Here is a 22768-nt window from a genome sequence, read left to right on the forward strand (position 1 = left end):
TCAGGGCTCGACCGTCACCTTGATCGCCTCGCCCTTCGCGACGATGTCCAGCGCGTCGAGCGCCCGATCGAGGGGGACGTGCCGCGTGATCAGGTCGCGGACGGGGATCTGTCCCGAGGCGATGTAGGAAAGCGCGGCCTTGTGGTGCTCCGGCGCGGAGCCGTTGGCCCCGTGAATGTGGAGTTGGCGGTAGTGCACGAGGTTGCTGTCGCAAGTGATCGTCGGGTTGGTCTTCGGCAGGCCGCCGAAGAACGAGATCCGCCCGTTGCGCGCGGCCATCGCGATGGCCTGCTCCTGCGTCACGTTCGCCGGCGTCGCCGTGATGATCACGTCGGCCCCGCGGCCCTCGGTCAGCCGCATGACCTCGGCAACGACGTCGGTGGTCGACGCATCGATCACGATGTCCGGCCGCACGGCCTCGGCCGACATCGCGAGCCGCTCGGCGTTGACGTCGACCAGCACCACCGTGCCGACCTTGTGCACGCCGCGGGCGATCCTGATGTGCATGCAGCCGATGGGCCCGGCCCCGAAGACGACGGTGAAGTCGCCCTCCTCGATGCCGAGCTGCTCCTGCGCGTTGATGGCGCAGGCGAACGGCTCGACGGCCGAGGCCTCGTCGAAGCCCACCCCGTCGGGAATCCGGTTCAGCCCGTCGACCTTCAGCACCTCGGACGGCACGATCATGTACTCGGCGAATCCGCCGTCGTACTGGTAGCCGACAGAGGTCTGGTTCTGGCACACGGCCATCCAGCCCTTCCTGCATTCGTGGCAGTCGCCGCACGGCACCGCTGCGATGACCTGCACGCGGTCACCGACGGCGAAGCCGCCTTTCGCCTGGGGGCCGACCTCGACGACCTCCCCCGCGATCTCGTGACCCATCGTCGTGACGCGGGTGATGTTGACGTGCCCGTTGGCGCGGATCTTGACGTCCGTGCCACAGGCCGAGCAGTTGCGGACCCGGATCTTGACCTCGTCCGGGCCGCACTCCGGCTCGGGGACGTCCTCGAGCCGGACGTCGCCGGGGGCATGGAACCTCAGTGCCTTCATCTCACGCCTCCTTCAGGATGTCGACGATCTCCTGCACGGAACCGGCCCGTTCGAGCCTGTCAACCTGCTCCAGGTTGCTGAAGGTGATCGCAACCCTCTGCAGGATATCCATGTGGGTGTTGTTCGCGCCCGCGATCCCGACGACGAACTTCACCGTATTGCCGTTCCAGTCGATGCCCTGCGGGTACCGCACGAACGACATGGTGGAACGCTTCACCGAGTCCTTGGCCTCGTTGGTGCCGTGCGGGATGGCGAGGAAGTTACCCATGTAGGTCGAGACCAACTCCTCGCGCTCGTGCATCGCGGCCACGTAGGCCGCGTCGACGCCGCCCGTGGCAACCAACAGGTTCCCGGCCTCCGTGATGGCGGAGGCCGCGTCGGTGGCGGAGCCGGAGAGCACGACGGACTCCGCGGCGAGTACCTCGGAGCCGACGTCGGCGGAGCGGGCCGGGGTCTCCTCGACCGGGGCGGGGGCCGGCGCGGGCTGCGCGTCGGTGGCATGCGAGTCGACGACCATCTGGAGCACCTCGTCGTAGCGAGGAGAGTTCATGAAGTTGTCCACGAACACGGCGACGGCGCTCGGCGCGAGCGCGGTGGCGCGCTCCCCCAGCTCGCGCTGCGTGACCAGGACGTCGATGTTGTCCTCGAGGTTGCGCACCGCCTTGTTGATCACGGTGACGTTGCCGTACCCGGCGTCCTTGATCTTCTTGCGCAGCACGCTGGCGCCCATGGCGCTGGAGCCCATGCCCGCATCGCAGGCGAAGACGATCGAGGTGATCGGGCCGGAGACCGCAGGCGCCCCGCCGTCTCCCAGCATGGACAACGCGTCCGACTTCTTGCCCTTGTTGGCCTGGGTCTGGGCAATGGCCGCGGAAAGGTCGCCTGCATCGCCCTTCTCCAGGTCACCCTTGCGTGAGAGCCGGAGGATGAAGGCAGCAACCAGGAAGGTCACCGTCGCCGACAGCAGGACGGACAAGATCACGCCCAGATAGGAGTCCGAGGCGGTCTGGAACATCACCGCTAGGAAGGAGCCCGGCGCGGCGGGGCCACGCAGACCCGCTCCGAAGACCATGTTGGTGGTGACGCCGGTCATGCCGCCCAGAATCATCGCGATCAGCAGCTGGGGCTTCATCAGCACGTAGGGGAAGTAGATCTCGTGGATACCACCGAGGAAGTGGATGATCGCGGCACCCGGGGCGGAGGCCCGTGCGGCTCCCAAACCGAAGACGGAGAAGGCGAGGAGCAGGCCGAGGCCGGGGCCGGGGTTGGCCTCCAGCAGGAACAGGATCGACTTGCCGTCGACGTCCAACTGAGCGGTTCCCAGCGGGGTGAGCACGCCGTGGTTGATGGCGTTGTTCAGGAAGAACACCTTGGCGGGCTCGATCACGATGCTGACCAGCGGCAGGAGACCCGTCTCGATCAGCCAGCCCACGGCCGAGCCGAGGACGTCCATGATCACGTTGACGAGGCGGGCGACGGCCGTGAAACCGAACAACATCATCAGGAAACCGGCGATGCCGGCAGAGAACATGTCAACCAGCATCTCAAAGCCCGCACGGACCTTGCCTGCCCACAGCGCGTCGAGCTTCTTCATGACCCACGCGCTCAGCGGGCCCATGATCATGGCGCCGATGAACATGTGGATCTGGCCGAGCTGGTTCGCTCCCTCAGGCAGCGTGGCGTTGAACTGCGCGATCAGGTGGTCCGAGCCGACGATGGCGCCCATGGTTCCGAGCACACCCACGACGCCGCCGCGGAAGTCGTAGACCATCCGGCCACCCGTGTTGGCGATCACCAGGGGCAGCAGGTAGTGGATGGTGGGGCCCACCATCAACGCGAGGGACGCGTTGGGGAGCCAACCGACGTCGATGAAGAGCGCCGTCAAAAGCCCCCAGGCAATCAATGCGGGGATGTTCGGCATGATCATGCCGGAGAGGAAGGTCCCGAACTTCTGGACGGCGACCCGCGCGCCCCCTCCAGATCGGGTGGTGGTGACACTCATGAGTAACTCCTGTTGCTCCCGGCGACACTTCTTCGCGACGCCGCTGCTCCATCTTCCCCATATTCAGACATTCTGTCAACCATTTTCCCTGTTTTTACCTGTGTTCACGTTCTTTTGAGAGACGCCGGTCCGCCTTCAGTGCCAACTCGCGGAACTCCGGACGGGGATGTGAGACGTTGCGTTTCCAGACCAGGACGTGAAAAACCGGGGCCTGCGTCTCCGCAGGCCCCGGTTCAGGTCATCGCGCGCCTCAGCGGGCGGCGGAGCCCTCCACGTAGTCGGTGTCGGTGGTCTCCACCCAGCTCATCAGCTTGCGCAGCTCGCGGCCGGTGGCCTCGATCGGGTGCGCCTCGCCCTTCGCGCGGAGCTCCTTGAACTCGGGAGCGCCGGCGTCCTGGTCATCGATGAAGCGCTTCGCGAAGGCACCGGTCTGGATGTCGGTGAGGACGGCCTTCATGTTCTCCTTGACGCGGGCGTCGATGACGCGCGGGCCGGAGACGTAGTCGCCGTACTCGGCGGTGTCCGAGACGCTCCAACGCTGCTTGGCGATGCCGCCCTCGTACATGAGGTCGACGATCAGCTTCAGCTCGTGCAGGCACTCGAAGTAGGCGACCTCGGGCTGATAGCCCGCCTCGGTGAGGACCTCGAAGCCGGCCTGGACCAGCGCGGACGCACCGCCGCAGAGCACGGCCTGCTCGCCGAACAGGTCGGTCTCGCACTCCTCGGTGAAGGTGGTCTTGATGCCGCCCGCGCGGAGCGCACCGATGGCCTTGGCGTAGCTGAGCGCCAGCGGCCAGGCGTTGCCGCTGGCGTCGACCTCCACGGCGATGATCGCGGGCACACCGCGGCCGTTGGCGTACTCGCGGCGCACCAGGTGGCCGGGGCCCTTCGGGGCGACCATGCAGACGTCGACGCCCTCAGGCGGGGTGATGTAGCCGAAGCGGATGTTGAAGCCGTGCGCGAAGAAGAGCGCGTCGCCTGCGGCGAGGTGCGGCTCGATCTCCTCCTTGTAAAGGGTGCGCTGGACCTGGTCGGGCGCCAGGATCATGATCAGGTCGGCCTCCTCGACGGCTTCGGCGACGGGAAGGACACGCAGGCCCTCGGCCTCGGCCTTGGCCGCCGACGGCGAGCCCGGACGCAGGCCGACGCGCACGTCGACGCCCGAGTCGCGCAGGCTCAGCGCGTGCGCGTGACCCTGCGAGCCGTAGCCGATGACGGCAACGCTGCGCGACTGGATGATCGACAGGTCGGCGTCATTGTCGTAGAACATTTCTGCCATGGGTGGGTTCTCCTAAGGTCTGGGGTTGTTATCTGTTCTTCTCGGCGAGGATCTTCGTGCCACGGCCCAGCGCGACCTGACCCGACTGGACCAGTTCGACGATGCCGTGCGGCGCGAGCATCTCGAGCAGCGCCGCAAGCTTATCGGTGCTCCCCGTCGCCTCGATCGTGATGGTCGTGGCCGACACGTCGACGGCCTTGCCGCGGAAGAGGCTCACGACATCGATCACCTGGCTGCGGGTTGCGGCGTCCGCGCGCACCTTGACAAGGACCATCTCGCGTTGCACGGAGCTGGGGCCGAGCTCGAGGACCTTGCGGACCTCGATGAGCTTGTTCAGCTGCTTGACGATCTGCTCCAGCGCGGCGTCGTCCTCCACCTGGGCGACGACCGTCATGCGAGAGATCTCCTCGCGCTCGGTTGGGCCAACGGCGAGCGACTCGATGTTGAAGCCGCGGCGCGAGAACAGCGCGGCGATCCGGGTGAGGACGCCGGGGCGGTTCGACACGAGGATCGAGAGGGTGTGGTTCTTCATCACAGGATTTCCTCTTCCCAGTCGGGGGCCATATCGCGGGCCACGCGGATCTCGTCGTTGCTTGTGCCTGCGGGGACCATCGGCCACACCATGGCGTCCTTGTGGACCACGAACTCGATGACGACAGGGCGGTCGTTGATCTCGAGCGCCTTCGCGATCGCCTCGTCCATCTCCTCCTCGTTGGTGGCACGAAGCCCGACGCATCCCATCGCCTCGGCGAGCATCGGGAAGTTCGGCCACGACTCGGTGTTCAGGTCGGTGTGCGAGTAGCGGCCGTCGTAGAACAGCGACTGCCACTGGCGCACCATGCCGAGCGCGTTGTTGTTGATCACCGCGATCTTGATCGGGATGTTGTTGACGGCGCAGGTGACCAGCTCTTGGTTGGTCATCTGGAAGCAGCCGTCGCCGTCGATGCCCCACACCGTCGAGTCCGGGTTGGCCACCTTGGCGCCCATGGCTGCGGGAACACAGAATCCCATGGTGCCGGCGCCACCGGAGTTGATCCACCGGGCGGGCTTCTCGTGCGGCAGGAAGTGGGCGGCCCACATCTGGTGCTGACCGACGCCCGCGGCGTAGATCGTGTCCGGCGGGCTGAGATCGCCGATCCGCTTGATGACCTCCTGCGGCGAGAGGCGGCCGTCGGGGGCCTCCTCCCAGCGCGGTTGGTAGCGCGCCTTCATGCCACCGAGGAGCCGACGCCACGCGTCGGCGTCCGGCTTCGGGTACGCCTCGATGGCCTCGTTCAGCTGCCGCAGCGTCTCGCGCACGTCGCCGACGATCGGGACGTCGACCGGCTTGTTCTTACCGATCTCCGCCGGGTCGATGTCGGCGTGGATGACCTTCGCTTCGGGAGCAAACGAGTCGAGCTTGCCGGTGACGCGGTCGTCGAAGCGGGTACCGAGCGCGATGAGCAGGTCCGACTTCTGCAGCGCGCCGACGGCCGCGACCGTGCCGTGCATGCCGGGCATGCCCATGTTCAGTTCGTGGCTGTCCGGGAACACGCCGCGCGCCATCAGCGTGGTGACGACGGGGATGTGCGTCTTGGCGACGAACTCGGCAAGTTCCTCATGGGCACGAGCCAACGTGACGCCACCACCGACGTACAGGACGGGCCGCTGGGACTCGGAGATCATCTTGGCAGCCGCGCGGATCTGGCGCGTGTGCGGCTTGATGGTCGGCCGGTAGCCGGGGAGGTCCATCTCCTCGGGCCAGACGAACGGCGCCTTCGCGACGAGCGCGTCCTTGGCGACATCGACGAGAACCGGGCCGGGACGTCCAGTGGAGGCGATGTGGAACGCCTCCTTGATCGCAAGCGGGATCTCGTGCACGTCCTTGATCAGGAAGCTGTGCTTCGTGATCGGCATCGTGATGCCGCGGATGTCAGCCTCTTGGAACGCGTCCGTGCCGATCGCGGTGCTGTTGACCTGCCCCGTGATGGCGACGAGCGGCGTCGAGTCCATATAGGCGTTGCCGATGGGCGTGACGAGGTTCGTCGCGCCAGGCCCCGAGGTCGCGATGCAGACGCCGACCCGGCCGGAGCTCATCGCGTACCCCTCGGCCGCGTGTCCGGCACCCTGCTCGTGCCGGACGAGGATGTGACGGATCTTCGAGTCGTAGAGAGGGTCGTACGCCGGAAGGATGGCGCCGCCTGGGATGCCGAAGGCTACATCGACTCCCATTCTCTCAAGCGACGCCACGAGCGCCTGTGCTCCCGTCATGATCTGACCGCTGTCCTGCGCCATTGCCTCTCCCTTCCTACGTTGGTTGGCTCGATTGGGTGATTCCAAGAAAAAACCCCCGTCGCCCGATGGGGCACACGAGGGAGCGCAACGGAAACCGTGTGGTTCGCGATGCGCTAGTTGTCTACTACGAGCCTGGTGAGCATGGCCCATACCTTGGTCGTTCGACGGCTCCGTGTCAAGGCGGCCGCGCGCGGGTCCCGGAATATGAGAAAGCGGGCCGGGAACCGAAGTTCCCGACCCGCCGTCCGAGAGGTCCCGCGGATAGGTGGCACCTCTAGATCGCTATGCGACGAGGATCACTCCGCGGAGCGGATGGTGGTCAGCGCCCAGCCGATGAGGCCGACGATCAGGCCGAGGCCCATGACCAGCGCGGCGACACCGAAGGCGATGACCGAGCTGAACAGCGAGGCGCGCAGGAACGAGGCGTTCATGACGGTTGCGCGCTGCGTGCGGAAGTTCTCCTCCGCCTCGGCGTCACCCTTTTCCTTGGCCTCGTTGGCCAGGGCGCCGAGCTCGGCGTAGGTCTTGCCGTCGGTGCCGGCAAGGGCGTGGTGGTTGATGATGTCGGCCTGCGCGTACGCGCTCAGCGGGCCGGCGACCGGCTTGCCTGCGAACATTCCGCCCATGAACGCGGAGTCACCGGGAACGGTGATGGCCTCCGCCTTCAGCTGGGCGGCGACGGTGGCGTAGGTGGCGGCACCGGCGATGATCATGACAATTCCGGCGATGATCGACAGTACGCCGACAGTTTTGGTGGCCTTCATGTGAGGTCCCTTTCTTCAGTTTCGGAGGCTCGTCCACGCCTCGCTAGAAACCATCTAAGCAGGCACCTTCGTTCCCGCGACGCCGGGGAGACTTAATCCAGATAAACCGTAGATACGCGGTTGACGAGGCACGTTGCCTGCGCCGACGGCGTCATCCTTGGTTGATGCGGCGCCACACGTCGTCGAGGTCCGCCGTGACGGTCGTCTTCAGGCGCGAGAGTCCCGGGGAACTGTCCCACCGCGGCAGCACGTGGACGTGCGCGTGGAAGACCTCCTGGCCCGACGCGGCGCCCGCGTTCGACACGACGTTGCACGCGTCGGCGCCCAGGCGCTCCTTCAGCAGACGCCCCACCCGGGCGACGGCAGGCGCCACCTCAGCGAGGATGGCGTCGTCCTCGAGCACGTCGACGGCGTGGCGCTTCGGGATCACGAGTGTGTGTCCCTCCTGCCAGGGCGCGATGTCGAGGAACGCGTACGCGGCCTCATCCTCGTAGACCTTCTTCGACGGGATGTCCCCGGCGGCGATGGCACAGAACAGGCAGTCCATGGTCTCTCCCTCTGTCCGATCAGCGAACCGCGAAGCCGGCGGCGCGGAGACCGTCCTTGACGTCCGCGATCGTCAGCGTCTCGTAGTGGAAAACGCTCGCGGCGAGCAGTGCGTCGGCCCCGGCTGCCGCGGCGCGCACGAAGTGCTCGACGGTGCCCGCGCCGCCCGAGGCGATCAGCGGCACGTCCGCGACCTCCCTCACATCGCGGATCATATCGATGTCGAAGCCGTCGGTGGTGCCGTCGGCATCCATGGAGTTGAGCAGGATCTCGCCGACGCCACGCGCACACGCCTCCTTCGTCCAAGCAACCGCGTCCACGCCCGCGGAGCGGCGTCCGCCGTGGGTCGTGACGCCGTATCCCGACGGCATGCCCGGTTCTCGCCGGGCGTCGACCGACAGCACGAGGACCTGGTTGCCGAACACGGCCGCGATCTCGTCGATCACCTCGGGTCGCGCGAGCGCGCCGGTGTTGATGCCCACCTTGTCGGCGCCGGAGCGCAGCAGCAGGTCGACGTCCTCGACCGAGCGCACTCCCCCGCCGACGGTGAGCGGGATGAAAACTGTCTCGGCACAGCGGGCAACCATGTCGCGCGTGGTGGCGCGGCCGTCGGACGAGGCGGAGATGTCGAGGAAGGTCAGCTCGTCGGCGCCCGCGGCCGAGTACCGCGCTGCGAGCTCGACGGGGTCGCCCGCGTCGCGCAGGTTGCGGAAATTGACGCCCTTGACCACACGACCGTCGTGGACGTCGAGGCAGGGGATGACGCGCAGCGCTACCGACATGGCCTCACCCTAGTGCTCCCGCGGAGAGGTGGCACCTCGTAGAGGTCCTGCGGAGAGGTGGCACGTCCCTAAGGCTCAGTCCTCGGTGAGATCGGCGGCGACGACGCCACGGCGCATGGCGTCTTGCACCTCGCGGCACGTGCGACGCAGGTCGCCGGGGCCGACGGCAGTGGCCAGCTGTCCCGCGAGGTCGATCACCTGCCGGACCCAGCGGACGAAGTCCCCCGGGGTGAGGCTGGTGGTGGCGAGCACCTTCGCCAGGTCCTGACCGCTCGCCCACCGCCACGCGGCCTCGGCGAAGCCGATGTCGGGCTCGCGTCCGCGGTCGCGGCCGTGCCTTCGTTCCACCTGGCCGACCTCGCGCCACACGGCGCGCAGCGCGGACTGAGCGCGCTCGGATGCGGCGTCGGGCATCCGGGGCGGGAGGGCGTCGCGGGTGGGGCGCGACTCGTACAGCACCGTCGACAGCACCGCCGCCAGTTGTGGCGCGTCGAGGCCTGCGAACACGTCGCGGCGGACACATTCTGCGGCCACCAGGTCCAGCTCGTTGTAGATGCGCCGCAGCATGCGTCCGGCGTCGGTGAGGTCGTCGCCGTCGAGGTAGTGCAGCTCGCCGAGCACCGCCAGCACGCGGTCGAACTGGACCGCGAGCGAGTTGGCGCGCCCTGTGACGTCGCGCTCAACCCGCTCGGCCTCGCGCTCCAGACGGATGATGCGGGCGGCCTCGATGGCGTGGGCCTCGCGGTCCGGGCAACCGTGGCAGGGGTGCCGCTTGAGCTCGACGCGCAGGTCCGCGATCTCGCGGGCAATGGCATCGTCGGTGGGGATGGCGGTGTCGGGGATCTCGGGGTCGCGCTCGTCAAGCTTGGCCGACATCGCGGCCAGCAGCGCCCGTCGCGCCCTGCGGTCCCGCAGCGAGAAGTCGCGGGGCACGCGCACGCGACCGACGGCGACCAGCGGGCCGCGCAGATCGTGCGCCTGGAGCTTGAGGACCGTGTGGTCGCCCGAGATGACCTGCGCCGACGGCTCAGAGCCGCGGCCGGCGCGCTGTGCCACGCGCAGCACCACGGACCAACCCTGGCGCGCGACGTGCACGATGTCGCCGGGCAGGAGCTGCGCGATCGATTCGGCGACCTGCTCCGACTGCTCCCGGCGGCGCGCCTTCGACGACGCGGCCTCCAACTGGGAGATCCGGTCGCGCAGCCGCGCATACTCCATGGCGTCGCCGAGGTGGCAGTCGACGGCCTCGCGGGCCGAGGCCAGGTCGGTCTGGAGCGAGCGCCCCACACGGGAGGCCTGCACCACGGACTTGTCGGTCTGGAACTGCGCGAAAGACTGGTTGAGCAGGTCGCGGGCGCGTTCCTTGCCCATGGCGGCCATGAGGTTCACGGCCATGTTGTAGCTGGGCGTGAAGCTGGAGCGCAGCGGGTAAGTGCGGCGCGAGGCGAGGCCGGCGACGGCGCGCGGGTCCATGCCCGGCTGCCACAGCACGACCGCGTGCCCCTCGACGTCGATCCCACGCCGCCCCGCGCGGCCGGTCAATTGCGTGTACTCCCCCGCGGTGATGTCGACGTGACCCTCACCGTTGTACTTGACGAGCTTCTCCAACACGACGGTCTTCGCCGGCATGTTGATGCCGAGCGCGAGCGTCTCGGTCGCGAAGACCAGCTTCAGCGCGCCGGTGGTGAACCCCTCCTCGACAATGGCCTTGAAGGCGGGAAGCTGGCCTGCGTGGTGGGCGGCGACGCCGGCGGTCAGTGCAGCGCGGAAGCGCTCGTAGTCGAGGGCGCCGAGGTCGGCCTGCGTGAGGTTCGCGACGTGGCGGTCCGCGATCGATCCCAGCAGCGCGGCCTCAGCGCGGTTCGTAAGCGTGATCCCCGTATCAGCGACCTGGCGGACGGCTGCGTCACACCCGGCGCGGGAGAAGATGAAGTCGATGGCGGGCAGCAGCTGCGCCCGGTCGAGGACGACGGCGACCTCGCCGCGGCTCGTCGGCCGGGTCGCGAACCTCGGGTTCGCCGCGCCGCCGTACGCGGTCTGCCTGCCGGGCTTTCCGCGGCCCGAACGGCCGCGGGGGCGGCGCGAGTCGTCGCGGACCCGGCCGGCCTCCTCCTTGCTCACCTTGAGCAGCTCGCGGTTGACGCGGGCGGCGCGCTCCGCGGGCAGCTCGCGCGCCGTCGGGGCCACGCCGTCGAACAGGTCCATCAGTTTGCGCCCGACAAGGACGTGCTGGAAAAGCGGCACCGGCCGCCGCTCGGACACGACGACGGCGAACCCGCCGCGGACCGTTCCCAGCCATTCGCCGAAGTCCTCGACGTTACTCACGGTCGCCGAAAGGGCCACGATCTGGACGGACTCGGCCAGCCCGAGGATGACCTCCTCCCACACCGCGCCGCGGAACCGGTCGGCCAGGTAATGGACCTCGTCCATGACGACGTAGCCGAGGTTGCCGAGCGTCGGGGAGCCGGCGTAGATCATGTTGCGCAGCACCTCAGTGGTCATCACGAGGATCTGCGCGTCGCCGTTGACCGACGTGTCGCCGGTGAGCAGCCCGACGCGGTCGGGCCCGTAGCGGTCGACGAGGTCGTGGTACTTCTGGTTCGACAGCGCCTTGATGGGCGTGGTGTAGAAGCACTTGCGGGAGTCGGAGACCGCACGGTGCACGGCGTACTCGCCGACGACCGTCTTGCCCGCCCCGGTCGGCGCGGCGACGAGGACGCCGTGCCCCTCGGCGAGTTCGCGGCACGCCTCGATCTGGTAGTCGTCGAGTTGGTAGGGGTACTGCGAGGCGAACTCGCGCACCTCATCTGGCATGGCCGTGGTCACGGCCTCAAAGCTATCAGCCGCTCACTCGCTGACGACGACGCTCAGGACGCCGGGCACGCACTCGGCAACGGCGGGCACCTCTCCCAGCTCCTCGCCGTCGCCCATCAGGAAGAGGCCCTCCCCGTCGATCTCGACGCGGCGGGCGCGCAGCAGCTCGACGACGGGGTCCTTGACGAAGGTGCCCGTGTAGACCTGTGGGAGGAGCCGCAGCAGCTTGCCGCGCGAGGCCTCGTAGATGAGCGTGATGTCCAAGATGCCGTCGGCGGGGTCGGCGTCGGGCGCAATCTTCATGCCGCCGCCGAAGACGCCCATGTTCGCGACGGCAACCATCATCGCCCTCACCTCGCGCGCCTGCCCGTCCACGACGAGGCGATAGGTCAAGGGCTCGAAGTTCGCCAGCTCGCGCAGCGCGATGTAGCCGTAGCTGAGCGGCCCGAAGCGCAGCCGGATGTCGTTGGTGGCGCGGTTGACCCGCGCGTCGTAGCCGCTGGAGACGACGGCGCCCACGTAGTAGGAGCCGACGTCGTTGGTGAGCCTCGTGAGGTCGAGCCGACGAGTATGTCCCTGCACCAGCGCTTCGACGGCCGCAGAAATCGAGCGCGGGATGCCCGCACCGCGCGCGAAGTCGTTGCCGGTGCCTGCGGGGATGACGGCGAGGGTGGCCTCGGTTCCCGCGCAGGCGTTGAGCCCGAGATGGGCCATGCCGTCGCCGCCCATGACCGCGACGATATCCCGTGGCTGCGCTGCGAGCGCCGCGGCCCGCGTGAGGTCGCGGGCCTGCTCGTAGGAGGTTGAGATGACGACGTGCAGTTCGGCGTCGGCAAGCCCGTCCTGGAGCCGACGCACGACCTTGGGAAGCACGCGCCCGGCGCGTCCGCCGCCGGAACGCTCGTTGCAGACGACAGTGACGAGCCGCTGCTTCGCGAGCTCGCTGCTCACTTACCGTCTTCGAGATCGATGGCGAACTCCGCTGCGGTCTCCTCGGAGATGCCCCGCCTCTTGTCCCAGACGCGGCAGATGATCTCCGCGATCAGGAACATGCATGTGATGGGCACCGCGAGCGCCAGCATGGAGAACGGGTCCGTGGTCGGGGTAGCGACGGCGGAAAGCACCACGCTGCCGAAGATGACCATCTTGCGCGCCTTCTTCAACTGGTAGCCACGCACGACGCCCGCCATGTTGAGGCCCACGACGACGACGGGGAGCAGGAAGCTGAGGCCGAAGACGAGGACCACCTTGATCTCAAGGCTGAGGAAGTTGGCGACGTCGAGGATGTTCGTGATGCCCATGTTCGCGGGTGTGAAACCCAGGAGGACCTCGATGCCCTTCGGCCACACGTAGTATCCGAGCGCGCATCCCGCGAAGAACAGCGGCAGCGAGACGGCCACGAAGATCAGCGAGTACTTCTTCTCCTTGGCAAGCAGGCCCGGGGCGACGAAGGCCCAGACCTGCCACAACCAGATGGGCGCCGCGAAGAAGATGCCGGCTACCAGGCAGAGGATGACGGCGACGGTGAACGCCTGCGTGACGCCGTTGTTGGCGATGATGAGGTCCGCGTCGAGGTTGTTCTGCAGCGCCTGTCGCGCGCGCGCCCACGGCGCCAGCACGAACTGGACGATGTCGTTGTAGAAGAACGCGGAGACGGACGCCCCTAGGATGATCGCCGCGGCGGCCACCGTGACGCGGTAGCGCAGCTCCCGCAGGTGGTCTATCAGCGACATCGTTCCGTCGGTGCCGCCCTGCGGGGGCCGCAGCCACGCGAACCGGCTCTTCTTCTCCGGCTCAGTGGATGCGGTGGTCACTGCTCAGCTCGCGGGCTTGTCGCGGTCGATCTCCGGCTGCACGATCTCAGCGTCGACGACCTCCGGCTTGTCCTTGTCGGCCGACTTGACCTCTTCCTTGAATTCGCGGATCGAGCGCCCGACACCCTTGCCGACGCCCGCGAGACGCGAGCCGCCGAACAGCAGCAGCGCGACCACGAGGACGATCGCGAGTTCCCAACCACCAAGAGGCATGGTCAATTCCCTTCATTGTGCGGCTGTCGCCGCAGGTCACATGTGAATACTAGTCCCGGCCGGGAAGCTTCAACTGCTCGACGAGCGCGCGTGCCTCCTCGGCCCTGCCGAGTGCCACGCCGACCTCGTGCCGCACCGCAGCGGCACGATGCGCGAGTCCGACGCCGTAGACGACGAGCGCCACGAGACCGGCCACCGCCAGCCCGCCGAAGATCCACACCCAGAGCACGTCGAAAACCCTACCTCACGCGTAGGCGCCGAGCGCCTCGCGCGCCATCGCGCGCGCCACCTCGCGGACGGAGTCGTCGCCGACCTCGACAACGTCCGATCCGAGGCGGAGCACAAGCCGGGCCGCCCAGTCGATCGAGGCGACCGGCAACGTGACCCGCAGCCAGCGGCCCTCGTCGACCACCTCCAGCGTCGGGTAGTACTCGGCGATCCAGCGCGCGGCAGGGCGCACGACCAGCGTCAACCGGCCGGGAGCGTCCTGGAACCACGCCGTGGGCGGGTCGTCGCGCTCGTTGAACCTCTCTTCCAGCGGCTCCACCGAGACGATCCTGTCCAGCCGGTAGCTCCGCCAGCGGTCGCGCGTCAGACTCCACGCGTCGAGATAGGTGTATCCGTCGACCAGCCGCAAGCGCGCAGGTTCAATGAGCGCCGTCGACACTTCAGATCGGTTCGCCGCCTTGTAGTCGAGCCGGACGACACGGCGCTCGGCAATCGCGACGGTGAGCGCCTCGCGGTGCCCGGGGTCGGTGGGCGTGACCGCGACCGACAGGGGAAGGTCGACGTCGCCGACGGCGGCGCGCAGCTTGGCCAGCGCGCTGGCGGCGGCGTCGGATGCGCCGCCCGCCTCGACGACCAGCCCGAGCGCTGCCATGAGGCCCGCCGCCTCCGCCGGCCGTAGTTGCAGCGGGCGCGCGAGCACGTCGGCGTTGCGGAACTCGATCCTGCCGGATTCGCGCACGTCCTCGAGGTCGACGTCGAACAGGTCGTCGTACAGGTAGCCCGGGAGGCCGCAGTACTGCAGGACCTCGAGGTCGGCGAGGATCTGGCGCGCGGTCACGCCGAACGCCGCGGCGACCTCCGCGATCCCGACGCCAGGGTTCGCCGACAAGTAGGGCACGAGGCGAAGCAGGCGAGCGAGCTGCGTGTCGGACCTCATTCCGCCACCTTCTTCAACCGCGCGATCGCGGAGCGGCGCAGCTTCGAGGGGCTGAGCAGGATGGCGTCCGGTCCGGCGGCCACGACGGCGTCGACGATGGCCCGCTCGTGCACGCCGCTCACCTCGTGCGCGGCATATCCCTCCGGGACGTCCGCGCTCTCGATCGGCCGAGTTGTGAGCTCAAGGGTCGCGCCGTGCCGCAGTGCGACGACGGCGGAGGCGCCGTCGGCCGGTTCGAGCCGTGCGGCCCGTTCTGCCGCGTCGACGGGCACCTCGTAGGAGCCGGGCCTGCCCACCGTCTCCGCGGGCGCGGTAAAGCGGGAGAGCTTGAAGAAGCGGTCGTCGGCGCGGTCGAGGTCGTAGCCGAACAGGTACCAGCTGCCCCTGCGCTGGAGCAGCCGCCACGGCTGGACGCGGCGGCTGCTTTCCCCATAGCCGAAGGTCAGCTGAAGGCGACGCAGGACGGCGTCGTAGACGATGTCGAAGTCCGGCTCACGCACGGCGAGTTGGGGCCGCAGCGCGGGAACCAGCGAGAGGTCGGGCGCCGCTCCCCCGGCCCGCAGCGCCTCGAACGCCCGCGCGGTGTGCCCCGCGGCGACGGAGTCCTGCCACACCTGGCTGGCGACGCCGAGCACCGCAAGCTCCTCGGGCGTGAAGGAGATCTCGGGCAGCTCGAAGTCGGCCCGGTTGACCCGGTAGCCCTCCTCGTCGTCGAACAGCGTGTCGTTGGAACCGGTCTCGATCCGGACGCCGAGCGCCCGTAGTTCGTCCTTGTCGCGCTCGAACTGCCGCTCGAACGCCGTGTCGCTGCTGTCGCGGTAGTCCTCGATGATCCCGCGCAGCTCGCGCCGCGTCAGGAACCGCCGGGTGCTGAGCAGCGCGATGAGCAGGTTGACCAACCGCTCCGACTTCCTCGCTGACATGGAGAAGAGGTTAGTGGAGGGCATGATGTGTCGCATGCATGTCGACCGCTACGCGCCGAGTCCGACCTCGGACCTGCACCTGGGCAACCTGCGCACGGCGCTCGCCGGATGGTTGCTCGCGCGACGGGCGGGTGGGCGCTGGCTGATGCGGGTCGAGGACCTGGACGAGGCGCGGGTGCGGGCGGCCGACGGCGTGGAGGCACGCCAGCTAGCCGACCTGCTCGCGCTGGGGCTCACCTGGGACGGGGGCATCGTCCGGCAGAGCGAGCGCCTGGACCTGTACCGCGACGCGGTCGCAACGCTCTCGACCTACGAGTGCTTCTGCACCCGCCGCGAGCTCGCGGAAGCGGCGTCGGCGCCGCACGACGACTATCGCCCCTATCCCGGCACCTGCCGGCGGCTGACCACCGCGGAGCGCGAGGAGCGCCGTCGGACGAGGAAGCCCGCGCTGCGGCTCGACTCGGGCGGCGCGAGCTTCACCGTCACGGACGTCCACGCGGGCGAGGTGACAGGTGCCGTCGACGACTTCGTCCTCGTCCGCGGTGACGGGCAGTTCGCCTACAACCTCGCGGCCGTCGTGGACGACGTCGCCATGGGCGTCACCTTCATCACCCGCGGGGCGGACCTGCTGAGCTCGGCGCCGCGCCAGGCCTGGCTCACGCAGCGGCTGGGAGGCACCCCCGCGACGTACGCGCACGTGGGCCTTGTCGTGAACGCCGACGGCGCCCGGCTCGCCAAGCGGGACGGCGCCGTCGGGCTGGACGCCTTCGCATCCCCTGGGGACGCCTTCGCCGTGCTGAGCGAGAGCTTGGGCCTTGGGCCGTGCGGGAACACGGAAGAAGCGCTGGCCGCCATGCCTGGCGATCAGCGCTTCTTTCAGGGCTGGGTCTACACCGCTCCTTGAGTCGACGCACGAGGCGCCGGCCGAGTCGTCGAGTCGAAAGGTCCCGCTCCTCCCGCAGCGTCCCTACGCCGCGGGAGCGACGTCGAGGATCTCCACGACGTAGACAAGGGTCTGGTTCGGGGCCAGCGTCGGCGCGGGGGTCTCGCGACCCTCCGGGTAGGCCTTCGCCGGCGGCACGATGAGCAGCACGCGAGAGCCGACGGTCTTGCCGACAAGGCCCTCCTGCCAGCCGGCGATCAGCTTGTCCAGCGAGCCCTGCTGCGGCTCCCAGGCGTCCTCGAAGATCTTGCCGTCCGCGTAGGTCCAGCTGCGGTACTGCACCGCGATCAGGGAGTCCTTCTCGACCTTGTCGCCGGGGCCATGCACGAGGTCCTGCGCGACCAGCTTGGTCGGCGCCTCGACGCCCGCGGGGATCTCGATCTCCGGCTTGCCGTCCTTCATGGTCACCTTTGGCAGGCCCTTCACCGGCGCGACCTCCTCGCTGGCGGCGTGGATGTCGATTACGAAGATCAGCGACGTGCCGGGCGCGATGGAGCCGTCGGGCGAACCGTTCGGGTATCCGTCCGCGGGGGTCATGCCGACGAGGACCCGAGACCCGACGGTCTGGCCCGCGATGGCCTTCTTGAAGCCCGCAACGACGCCCTCCAACTGGAAGGTCACCGGATCCGACCCGAACGAGGACTCGAACACCTCGCCGGTAGTGCCGTTGACGCCGTGATAGTCGACCGAGACTGTCGCGTCGTCCGCGACGACCGCACCTTCGCCCTTCTTCAGCACCTTCACCTGGGTCGTGGCGATCGCCCAAGGGGCCTTGACCTCCACCTTCGGCTCCTTGTCGCCGGTCACGGTGATGCCGCTGAGATCCGGAGACGGCGAGACCGACACCGTCGGGCTGGGCGAGGCGCTCGGGGAGACCGACGGCGAGGAGGTTCCGTAGGCGCCGTCCGGCGAAGAGCTGCCGCCGGGCGTTCCCGAACCACAGGCAGTCAGGGCGATCAGGCCGGCCGCGGCAGCCCCGAGGGCGAGGCGGCGCAGGAGCGAGGGGGTGTACGTCACGCCCGAGATAGTATCCCACGCGCCGAAATCGGCCACGACCTCCCCTGCCCAGCCCTCGGTTCCGCCTCCTCCAGACACAAATCTCTCTAACCGAGCGGCCAGCCCATATAGCACCGGCTCCCGCATAGAGAGATTTGCGACCCGCGAGCGTGGTTCTACATGCCGACGAGGTCGAGCAGCGCGCCCAGCTCCTCACGGGTGAGCTCGCGCACCTCTCCCACCGGCAGCACGCCGAGGCGCACCGGGCCGATCCGGGTGCGGGCCAGCCGGTCGACGGGGTGCCCGACGGCGTCCATCATCCGCCGCACGATGCGGTTGCGGCCCTGGTGCAGCGTGATCTCCAGCAGGGTCTTGTTCTCGGTCCGCGCGATGAGCTTGACCTTGTCGGGCCGGGCCGGGCCGTCGTCGAGCGTGACGCCCTTCTCGAGCCGCTTCAGCGTGCGGTTGTCCATCCCGCCCAGCGCCTGCACCTGGTACGTCTTGCTCACCTCGTAGCTGGGGTGCGCGAGCCGATGCGCGAAATCGCCGTCGTTGGTCAGGATGATCAGGCCCTCGGTCTCGGTGTCGAGACGGCCGACGTGGAACAGCCGCTCCTTGCCCCGAGGCAGGTAGTCGGCCAGCGTGCGGCGGCCCTCGGGGTCGGCGAGAGTCGAGACGACGCCTCGCGGCTTGTTCAGCACGTAGTACTGGTGGCGGCGCTGCGGCGGGATGCGCGAGCCGTCGACGCGGATGTGGTCGGTCTCCGGGTTGACCCGGCGGCCCTGCTCGGTGACCACCTTGCCGTTGACCTCGACCCGGCCCTCATCGATCAGGATCTCGCTTGCGCGCCGGGACGCCACGCCCGCCGCGGCCAGCACCTTCTGCAGCCGAACGCCCTCGACCTCTTCGCTCATGACTCTTCGCTCTCCTTCGCCGGGTTCTCGGGCGCCGTCGCGGCGGCGAGTTGGCCCAGCTCAGCCTCCAAGGCTACGGCGTCGGGCAGCAACGGCGCCAAGTCGGGCAGCTCCTTTATGGAGTCGAGGCCCAGCTTCTGCAGGAAAAGCGGGGTGGTGCCGAACGTCATCGCCCCGGTGATGGCATCCTCCCCCACCTCGTGGATGAGCCCGCGGACGAGCAGCGTCTTGACGACGCCGTCGACGTTGACACCGCGCACCCCCGCGATCCGGCCGCGGGAGACGGGCTGGAGGTAGGCGACGACGGCGAGCGTCTCCAGCGCCGCCTGCGTGAGGCGCGAACGCTGGTCGGAGACGAGCCAAGCCTCGAGGACGTCGGCCAGCGACGGATCGGTGGCGAACCGCCAGCCGCCCGCGACGCGCCGCAGCCGGATACCCCGGGCGTTGTCCTCGTAGAAGGCCGCGATCCCCTCGAGCGCCTGCTCCGCCTCCGCCACCGGCACGCCGACGGCGGCGGCCAGCTCGTCGCTGGGCGTGGGTTCGGTGGCCATCAGCAGCATGGCCTCGAACGCGGATGCGATGCTCATCAATCCTCCTGGAGCTCGGGCAGCGGCCCGTAGTCGTCGGTCACGACAGCGGTTCGGTCGTCGCCCGCGGTCCACCGCACGGTCAGCTCACCGAGCGGCGAGAGCTGTTCGAGCGCCACCTGGGACACCCGGAACAGCTCGAGCAGGGCGAGGAACCGCACGACGGTGGTGAGCCGGTCGCAGCCGGCGATCAGCGAACGGAACGTGAGCGCGCCCTCGCGGCGCAGGCGATCGGCGACCAGTCCGACCTGTTCGGTCAGGCTGACGGCGTTGGTGTGCAGGTGCGTCAGCTCGACGACGGGTGCCAGCTTGGGCGTCATCGCCGCAGCGGCGAGGCGGGCGAGGTCGTCTGGGGTCAGCGACAGCTCGACCTCGGGCAGCACGCCGCGGAACTGGTCCTCCAACCCACCCGGCCGCCATTGGGTGGACTCGGCGGCTGTCATGGTTTGGGACAGCCACTCCGCCAGCCGCTTGAACGCGCGGTACTGCAGCAGGCGTGCGAACAGCAGGTCGCGCGCCTCGAGCGCGGCGACGTCGTCGGCGTCGTCGACCTCGCCCCCGGGGAGCAGCCGCGCGGCCTTGAGGTCGAGGAGGGTCGCGGCGACGACGAGGAACGAGCTGGTCTTCTCCAAATCCCACACCTCGCCGCCGAGCTTCACGTACTGGATGAACTCGTCCGTCACCTGGCTGAGCGCGACCTCGGTGACGTCCAGCTCGCGGCGCGTGATGAGCGTGAGCAACAGGTCGAAGGGGCCTTCGAAGTTCGCGAGCCGAACCTCGAAGCCGTCGATGCCCCCGCGCTGTTGCTCGGCCTTTCTCACGGGTTCTGGAGCTCGGCGATCAGCGCGGAGTCCGCGCCGCGCGCCGCGAGGTCGGCGAGGGCCTGGGCGACGGCGATGCGCACGATCCTTCCCCTGTCAACGCGTATGCCGTGCGTGCGGCGCAGCGCGAGGTTGGCGTCCTCCAGCGCGAGAAGCTCGTCCTCGCTGAAGTAGACGGTGATCTTGTGGTCGTGTCTGACCCTGCCGCTGGCCGCCGTGGGCGCGTCGGGCGTCGACGCCTCCGCCAGGGTCGGCTCGGGGGCGGTCGTCGGCTCGGGCGCGGGGGCCGGAGCGGCCGCATCGCCGGCCTGCTTCGTGGGCCGGAACAGCTCCGAGGCCCCGGGAAGGGAGGCGCGCTTGCTCACTGCTGCTCGACCCTCAGCAACACCTCGCGGGCCAGTTGACGGTAGGCGTCGGCGCCGGGCGACGCGGAGGCGTAGGTGGTGATGGGCTCTCCTGCCACCGTCGTCTCCGGGAACTTGATGGTGCGGCGGATGACGGTGTGGAAGACGTCGTCGCCGAACGCCTGGACGACGCGCTCGAGAACCTCGCGGCTGTGCAGCGTGCGGGCGTCGTACATCGTCCCGAGGATGCCGAGGGTCTGCAGCTCGGGGTTGAGCCGGTCCTGCACCTTCGAGATGGTGTCGGTGAGCAGGGCGATGCCGCGGAGCGCGAAGAACTCGCATTCGAGCGGCATGACGACGTAATCGCTGGCCGTCAGCGCGTTGATGGTGAGCAGCCCGAGGCTGGGCGCGCAGTCGACGAGGATGTAGTCGTAGTCGCGGCGCAGCTTGCTGAGTACCCGGTGGAGGGTCTGCTCGCGCGCGACCTCGCTGACCAGTTGCACCTCGGCGGCCGAGAGGTCGATGTTGCTCGGGAGGATGTCGAGGCCCGGCACGGACGAGTGCGTGATGACGTCCTGCGGCTGGTATTGGTTGGTGAGCAGCAGGTTGTAGATGGAGCGATCGAGCGTGTGAGGGTTGACGCCCAGCCCGACGGACAGTGAGCCCTGCGGGTCGAAGTCGACCAACAGCACCTTGCGCCCGGTCTCGACGAGTGCAGCACCCAGGTTGATCGTCGTCGTGGTCTTGCCGACGCCGCCCTTCTGGTTGCACATCGAGATGATGGTGGCGCGGCGCGGCCCGCCGCGCGGCGGCTGGGGTGCGGGAAAGGCCGGCAGCGGCCTCCCCGTCGGGCCGATCTGCCCGGTGTCGACCAGGGTGGACGACGCGGGCGCGTCGGGGACCGCGAAGCTCGGCTCGTCGAACAGCCCGTCATCCGTCACGGTGCACTCCTCTTATCGGTTTGTCGACATCATAGGCCTATCTCGCCCTCGGATGCGCCGCGGCGTGCACCTCGCGTAGGCGCTCGATAGTGACGAGCGTGTAGATCTGCGTGGTGGCGACGGAAGCATGGCCGAGGAGTTCCTGGACAACACGGAGGTCGGCTCCTCCATCGAGCAGGTGCGTGGCGAACGAGTGCCGGAGCGAGTGCGGAGAGACCTCCTCCGTGATGCCCGCCGCTGCGGCCGCATGGCGGATGACGGCCCAGGCGGACTGGCGGCTGAGCCGTCGGCCCTGCTGGTTGAGCAGGAGCGCATGGTCGGCGCGGCTCGCCTTCAGCGCGAGAGTCGGGCGCGAGCGGATGAGATAGTCGTCGAGGGCGCGCGCGGCGTAGCTGCCCAGTGGGACGATGCGCTCCTTGCCGCCCTTGCCGAGCAGGCGCAGGCCGGCATCGGGGTTATCGAGCGCGCCCCGCGCCTCGTCGACGTCGAGGTCGCACACCTCTGAGACCCGCGCGCCTGTCGCGTAGAGCAGCTCGAGGAGCGCGGCATCGCGGAGCCCGACGACGTCGGCGCGGTCCGGTGCCTCCAGAATCCGCGCGACGGCATCGATGGGCAGGGCTTTCGGCAGGCGCTGCGGGATCTTCGGCGGGCTTACCTCGGCCGCGGGGTTTGTGGGTGTGACGCCCTCGTCCGCGGCGAACGCGTGCAGGTTCCGCACGCTCACGACGTGCCGCGCCACCGACGCGGCGGCCTGGCGGAGGGAGCGCACGAACTCGGTGATCTCGACCGGGGACACGTCGGCGAGTTCGGCGATCCCCCGTTCGGCGAGGAAAGCCTCGTAGCGGGCGAGGTCGCGCCTGTAGGCCGCGACGGTGTTGGCGGACAGCCCACGCTCGGCGCGGACATGCGCGAGGTAGTCGGCGACGACGTCGGCGACGCTCATGGGCGGGTTCAGCGCGCCCGGATCGGCCATGGCGCGTCGGCGGGGCGGAGGCTGTCGAGGCGGCCCGACAGGCGCGCGGTCTCGAGCGCGAGGATGCCGGTGACCAGCGTCGGCGACTGGCACGTGCCGGCCAGTACGGCGTCGACGAGGTCCGCGCGCGGCACGAACTCCCACGTCATGTGCGCCTCCTCACCCTCCAGGACGAAGCCCTCGGGGCGGTCCGCGGGACGCAGCGCCCGGGCGAGGAAGACCCGCAGCGACTCTTCGCACGCCCCTGGCGTGGTGCAGGTGTCGACGAGCACGTCCCAGCGGTCGGCCGCGAGCTCGACCTCCTCCGCCAGCTCACGCTGCGCGGCCACCACGTACTCCTCGCCGTCGAGGTCGAGCAGCCCCGCCGGGATCTCCACCAGCTCCATCCGGACGGGGTGCCGGTATTGGCGGAGGACGGCGACATCGTCGGTATCTTCGCGCCACGCGACGATGCCGACGGCGCCTGGGTGCGTCACGTACTGGCGCCGCATCGTCTCCCCCGACGGCGTCTCGATCTCCTCCTCGACGAAGGAGGACACGAACCCCGTGCCCAGCACCTCGCGGCTGCGCACGGGCCACGCCATCGGCTGGTCGAACTGCATCGGCTTCTCCTCGTTCTCCGCCGA

General features: G+C 69.0%; 24 protein-coding genes. 1 reads left to right on the plus strand and 23 read right to left on the minus strand.

Annotation, left to right across the window (positions count from 1 at the left end):
* The 15 genes from IPJ61_RS10445 to IPJ61_RS10515 form a co-directional block, all read right to left on the minus strand.
* The gene (locus tag IPJ61_RS10445) at window positions 1-1047 is read right to left on the minus strand and encodes a zinc-dependent dehydrogenase (RefSeq protein WP_297106698.1); all 1047 of its coding nucleotides are present in this window, start codon (window positions 1045-1047) and stop codon (window positions 1-3) included.
* Window position 1048: 1 nt separating this feature from the next.
* On the minus strand, window positions 1049-3049 hold the full coding sequence (locus IPJ61_RS10450) for a PTS mannitol transporter subunit IICBA (protein WP_297106701.1): 2001 nt from the start codon (window positions 3047-3049) through the stop codon (window positions 1049-1051).
* A 250-nt stretch (window positions 3050-3299) separates the two neighbouring features.
* Window positions 3300-4328 carry a ketol-acid reductoisomerase gene (ilvC, locus tag IPJ61_RS10455; protein ID WP_297106704.1) on the minus strand — a complete coding sequence of 343 codons (1029 nt, stop codon included), beginning with the start codon at window positions 4326-4328 and terminating at the stop codon, window positions 3300-3302.
* A gap of 28 nt (window positions 4329-4356) precedes the next feature.
* Window positions 4357-4860, minus strand: a complete 504-nt coding sequence (ilvN, locus tag IPJ61_RS10460; protein ID WP_297106707.1) for an acetolactate synthase small subunit — start codon at window positions 4858-4860, stop codon at window positions 4357-4359.
* On the minus strand, window positions 4860-6602 hold the full coding sequence (locus tag IPJ61_RS10465; protein ID WP_297106709.1) for an acetolactate synthase large subunit: 1743 nt from the start codon (window positions 6600-6602) through the stop codon (window positions 4860-4862). The genes ilvN and IPJ61_RS10465 overlap by 1 nt, the downstream gene beginning before the upstream one ends.
* Before the next feature lie 296 nt (window positions 6603-6898).
* On the minus strand, window positions 6899-7366 hold the full coding sequence (locus tag IPJ61_RS10470; protein ID WP_297106712.1) for an aromatic ring-opening dioxygenase LigA: 468 nt from the start codon (window positions 7364-7366) through the stop codon (window positions 6899-6901).
* Window positions 7367-7517: 151 nt separating this feature from the next.
* On the minus strand, window positions 7518-7913 hold the full coding sequence (locus tag IPJ61_RS10475; protein ID WP_297106716.1) for an HIT family protein: 396 nt from the start codon (window positions 7911-7913) through the stop codon (window positions 7518-7520).
* A gap of 19 nt (window positions 7914-7932) precedes the next feature.
* Window positions 7933-8694 (minus strand): imidazole glycerol phosphate synthase subunit HisF, encoded by a 762-nt coding sequence (hisF, locus tag IPJ61_RS10480; protein WP_297106719.1) that lies wholly within the window; start codon window positions 8692-8694, stop codon window positions 7933-7935.
* Window positions 8695-8769: 75 nt separating this feature from the next.
* A complete protein-coding gene (locus IPJ61_RS10485) occupies window positions 8770-11520 on the minus strand; it encodes a DEAD/DEAH box helicase (RefSeq protein WP_459251276.1) in 2751 nt (916 codons plus the stop codon).
* Window positions 11521-11541: 21 nt separating this feature from the next.
* Window positions 11542-12459, minus strand: coding sequence for a diacylglycerol/lipid kinase family protein (locus tag IPJ61_RS10490; RefSeq protein ID WP_297106722.1), 918 nt, complete (start codon window positions 12457-12459; stop codon window positions 11542-11544).
* Window positions 12456-13322, minus strand: a complete 867-nt coding sequence (gene tatC / locus IPJ61_RS10495; RefSeq protein WP_297106724.1) for a twin-arginine translocase subunit TatC — start codon at window positions 13320-13322, stop codon at window positions 12456-12458. The genes IPJ61_RS10490 and tatC overlap by 4 nt, the downstream gene beginning before the upstream one ends.
* 3 nt (window positions 13323-13325) lie before the next feature.
* Window positions 13326-13535 (minus strand): twin-arginine translocase TatA/TatE family subunit, encoded by a 210-nt coding sequence (tatA, locus tag IPJ61_RS10500; protein ID WP_297106726.1) that lies wholly within the window; start codon window positions 13533-13535, stop codon window positions 13326-13328.
* Window positions 13536-13584: 49 nt separating this feature from the next.
* Window positions 13585-13764 (minus strand): hypothetical protein, encoded by a 180-nt coding sequence (locus IPJ61_RS10505; protein WP_297106730.1) that lies wholly within the window; start codon window positions 13762-13764, stop codon window positions 13585-13587.
* 15 nt (window positions 13765-13779) lie between these two features.
* Entirely contained in the window at window positions 13780-14700 is a 921-nt protein-coding gene (locus IPJ61_RS10510) for a helix-turn-helix transcriptional regulator (protein ID WP_297106733.1), read from the minus strand.
* Window positions 14697-15623 carry a helix-turn-helix transcriptional regulator gene (locus IPJ61_RS10515; protein WP_297106736.1) on the minus strand — a complete coding sequence of 309 codons (927 nt, stop codon included), beginning with the start codon at window positions 15621-15623 and terminating at the stop codon, window positions 14697-14699. Before IPJ61_RS10515 ends, IPJ61_RS10510 begins: the two co-directional genes overlap by 4 nt.
* Window positions 15624-15657: 34 nt before the next feature.
* Between IPJ61_RS10515 and gluQRS the strand changes: the two genes are divergently transcribed.
* Window positions 15658-16527 (plus strand): tRNA glutamyl-Q(34) synthetase GluQRS, encoded by an 870-nt coding sequence (gluQRS, locus tag IPJ61_RS10520; RefSeq protein WP_297106739.1) that lies wholly within the window; start codon window positions 15658-15660, stop codon window positions 16525-16527.
* Window positions 16528-16590: 63 nt separating this feature from the next.
* Here gluQRS and IPJ61_RS10525 read toward each other — a convergent pair whose 3' ends face one another.
* From IPJ61_RS10525 to IPJ61_RS10560, 8 genes are all read right to left on the minus strand, one after another.
* Entirely contained in the window at window positions 16591-17583 is a 993-nt protein-coding gene (locus IPJ61_RS10525; protein ID WP_297106742.1) for an FKBP-type peptidyl-prolyl cis-trans isomerase, read from the minus strand.
* A 155-nt stretch (window positions 17584-17738) separates the two neighbouring features.
* Window positions 17739-18476 carry a pseudouridine synthase gene (locus IPJ61_RS10530; RefSeq protein WP_297106744.1) on the minus strand — a complete coding sequence of 246 codons (738 nt, stop codon included), beginning with the start codon at window positions 18474-18476 and terminating at the stop codon, window positions 17739-17741.
* Window positions 18473-19063 (minus strand): SMC-Scp complex subunit ScpB, encoded by a 591-nt coding sequence (gene scpB, locus IPJ61_RS10535; RefSeq protein ID WP_297106747.1) that lies wholly within the window; start codon window positions 19061-19063, stop codon window positions 18473-18475. Before scpB ends, IPJ61_RS10530 begins: the two co-directional genes overlap by 4 nt.
* Entirely contained in the window at window positions 19063-19884 is an 822-nt protein-coding gene (locus IPJ61_RS10540; RefSeq protein ID WP_297106750.1) for a segregation and condensation protein A, read from the minus strand. The genes scpB and IPJ61_RS10540 overlap by 1 nt, the downstream gene beginning before the upstream one ends.
* Window positions 19881-20249, minus strand: coding sequence for a hypothetical protein (locus IPJ61_RS10545; RefSeq protein ID WP_297106752.1), 369 nt, complete (start codon window positions 20247-20249; stop codon window positions 19881-19883). The genes IPJ61_RS10540 and IPJ61_RS10545 overlap by 4 nt, the downstream gene beginning before the upstream one ends.
* Entirely contained in the window at window positions 20246-21169 is a 924-nt protein-coding gene (locus IPJ61_RS10550; RefSeq protein ID WP_459251277.1) for a ParA family protein, read from the minus strand. Before IPJ61_RS10550 ends, IPJ61_RS10545 begins: the two co-directional genes overlap by 4 nt.
* A gap of 37 nt (window positions 21170-21206) precedes the next feature.
* A complete protein-coding gene (gene xerD, locus IPJ61_RS10555) occupies window positions 21207-22112 on the minus strand; it encodes a site-specific tyrosine recombinase XerD (RefSeq protein WP_297108140.1) in 906 nt (301 codons plus the stop codon).
* An 8-nt stretch (window positions 22113-22120) separates the two neighbouring features.
* Window positions 22121-22744, minus strand: a complete 624-nt coding sequence (locus tag IPJ61_RS10560; RefSeq protein WP_297106755.1) for an NUDIX domain-containing protein — start codon at window positions 22742-22744, stop codon at window positions 22121-22123.
* Between the last annotated feature and the right edge of the window lie 24 nt (window positions 22745-22768).

This window comes from Tessaracoccus sp., from assembly GCF_016714275.1.
Lineage (GTDB): Bacteria > Actinomycetota > Actinomycetes > Propionibacteriales > Propionibacteriaceae > Arachnia.

Excerpts from the sequence above, each read along its gene's own strand:
- IPJ61_RS10445 (WP_297106698.1), bottom strand. The coding sequence starts at position 1,047 with ATGAAGGCACTGAGGTTCCATGCCCCCGGCGACGTCCGGCTCGAGGAC.
- IPJ61_RS10450 (WP_297106701.1), bottom strand. The coding sequence starts at position 3,049 with ATGAGTGTCACCACCACCCGATCTGGAGGGGGCGCGCGGGTCGCCGTC.
- ilvC (WP_297106704.1), bottom strand. The coding sequence starts at position 4,328 with ATGGCAGAAATGTTCTACGACAATGACGCCGACCTGTCGATCATCCAG.
- ilvN (WP_297106707.1), bottom strand. The coding sequence starts at position 4,860 with ATGAAGAACCACACCCTCTCGATCCTCGTGTCGAACCGCCCCGGCGTC.
- IPJ61_RS10465 (WP_297106709.1), bottom strand. The coding sequence starts at position 6,602 with ATGGCGCAGGACAGCGGTCAGATCATGACGGGAGCACAGGCGCTCGTG.
- IPJ61_RS10470 (WP_297106712.1), bottom strand. The coding sequence starts at position 7,366 with ATGAAGGCCACCAAAACTGTCGGCGTACTGTCGATCATCGCCGGAATT.
- IPJ61_RS10475 (WP_297106716.1), bottom strand. The coding sequence starts at position 7,913 with ATGGACTGCCTGTTCTGTGCCATCGCCGCCGGGGACATCCCGTCGAAG.
- hisF (WP_297106719.1), bottom strand. The coding sequence starts at position 8,694 with ATGTCGGTAGCGCTGCGCGTCATCCCCTGCCTCGACGTCCACGACGGT.
- tatA (WP_297106726.1), bottom strand. The coding sequence starts at position 13,535 with ATGCCTCTTGGTGGTTGGGAACTCGCGATCGTCCTCGTGGTCGCGCTG.
- IPJ61_RS10510 (WP_297106733.1), bottom strand. The coding sequence starts at position 14,700 with ATGAGGTCCGACACGCAGCTCGCTCGCCTGCTTCGCCTCGTGCCCTAC.
- IPJ61_RS10515 (WP_297106736.1), bottom strand. The coding sequence starts at position 15,623 with ATGTCAGCGAGGAAGTCGGAGCGGTTGGTCAACCTGCTCATCGCGCTG.
- gluQRS (WP_297106739.1), top strand. The coding sequence starts at position 15,658 with ATGCATGTCGACCGCTACGCGCCGAGTCCGACCTCGGACCTGCACCTG.
- IPJ61_RS10530 (WP_297106744.1), bottom strand. The coding sequence starts at position 18,476 with ATGAGCGAAGAGGTCGAGGGCGTTCGGCTGCAGAAGGTGCTGGCCGCG.
- scpB (WP_297106747.1), bottom strand. The coding sequence starts at position 19,063 with ATGAGCATCGCATCCGCGTTCGAGGCCATGCTGCTGATGGCCACCGAA.
- xerD (WP_297108140.1), bottom strand. The coding sequence starts at position 22,112 with ATGAGCGTCGCCGACGTCGTCGCCGACTACCTCGCGCATGTCCGCGCC.
- IPJ61_RS10560 (WP_297106755.1), bottom strand. The coding sequence starts at position 22,744 with ATGCAGTTCGACCAGCCGATGGCGTGGCCCGTGCGCAGCCGCGAGGTG.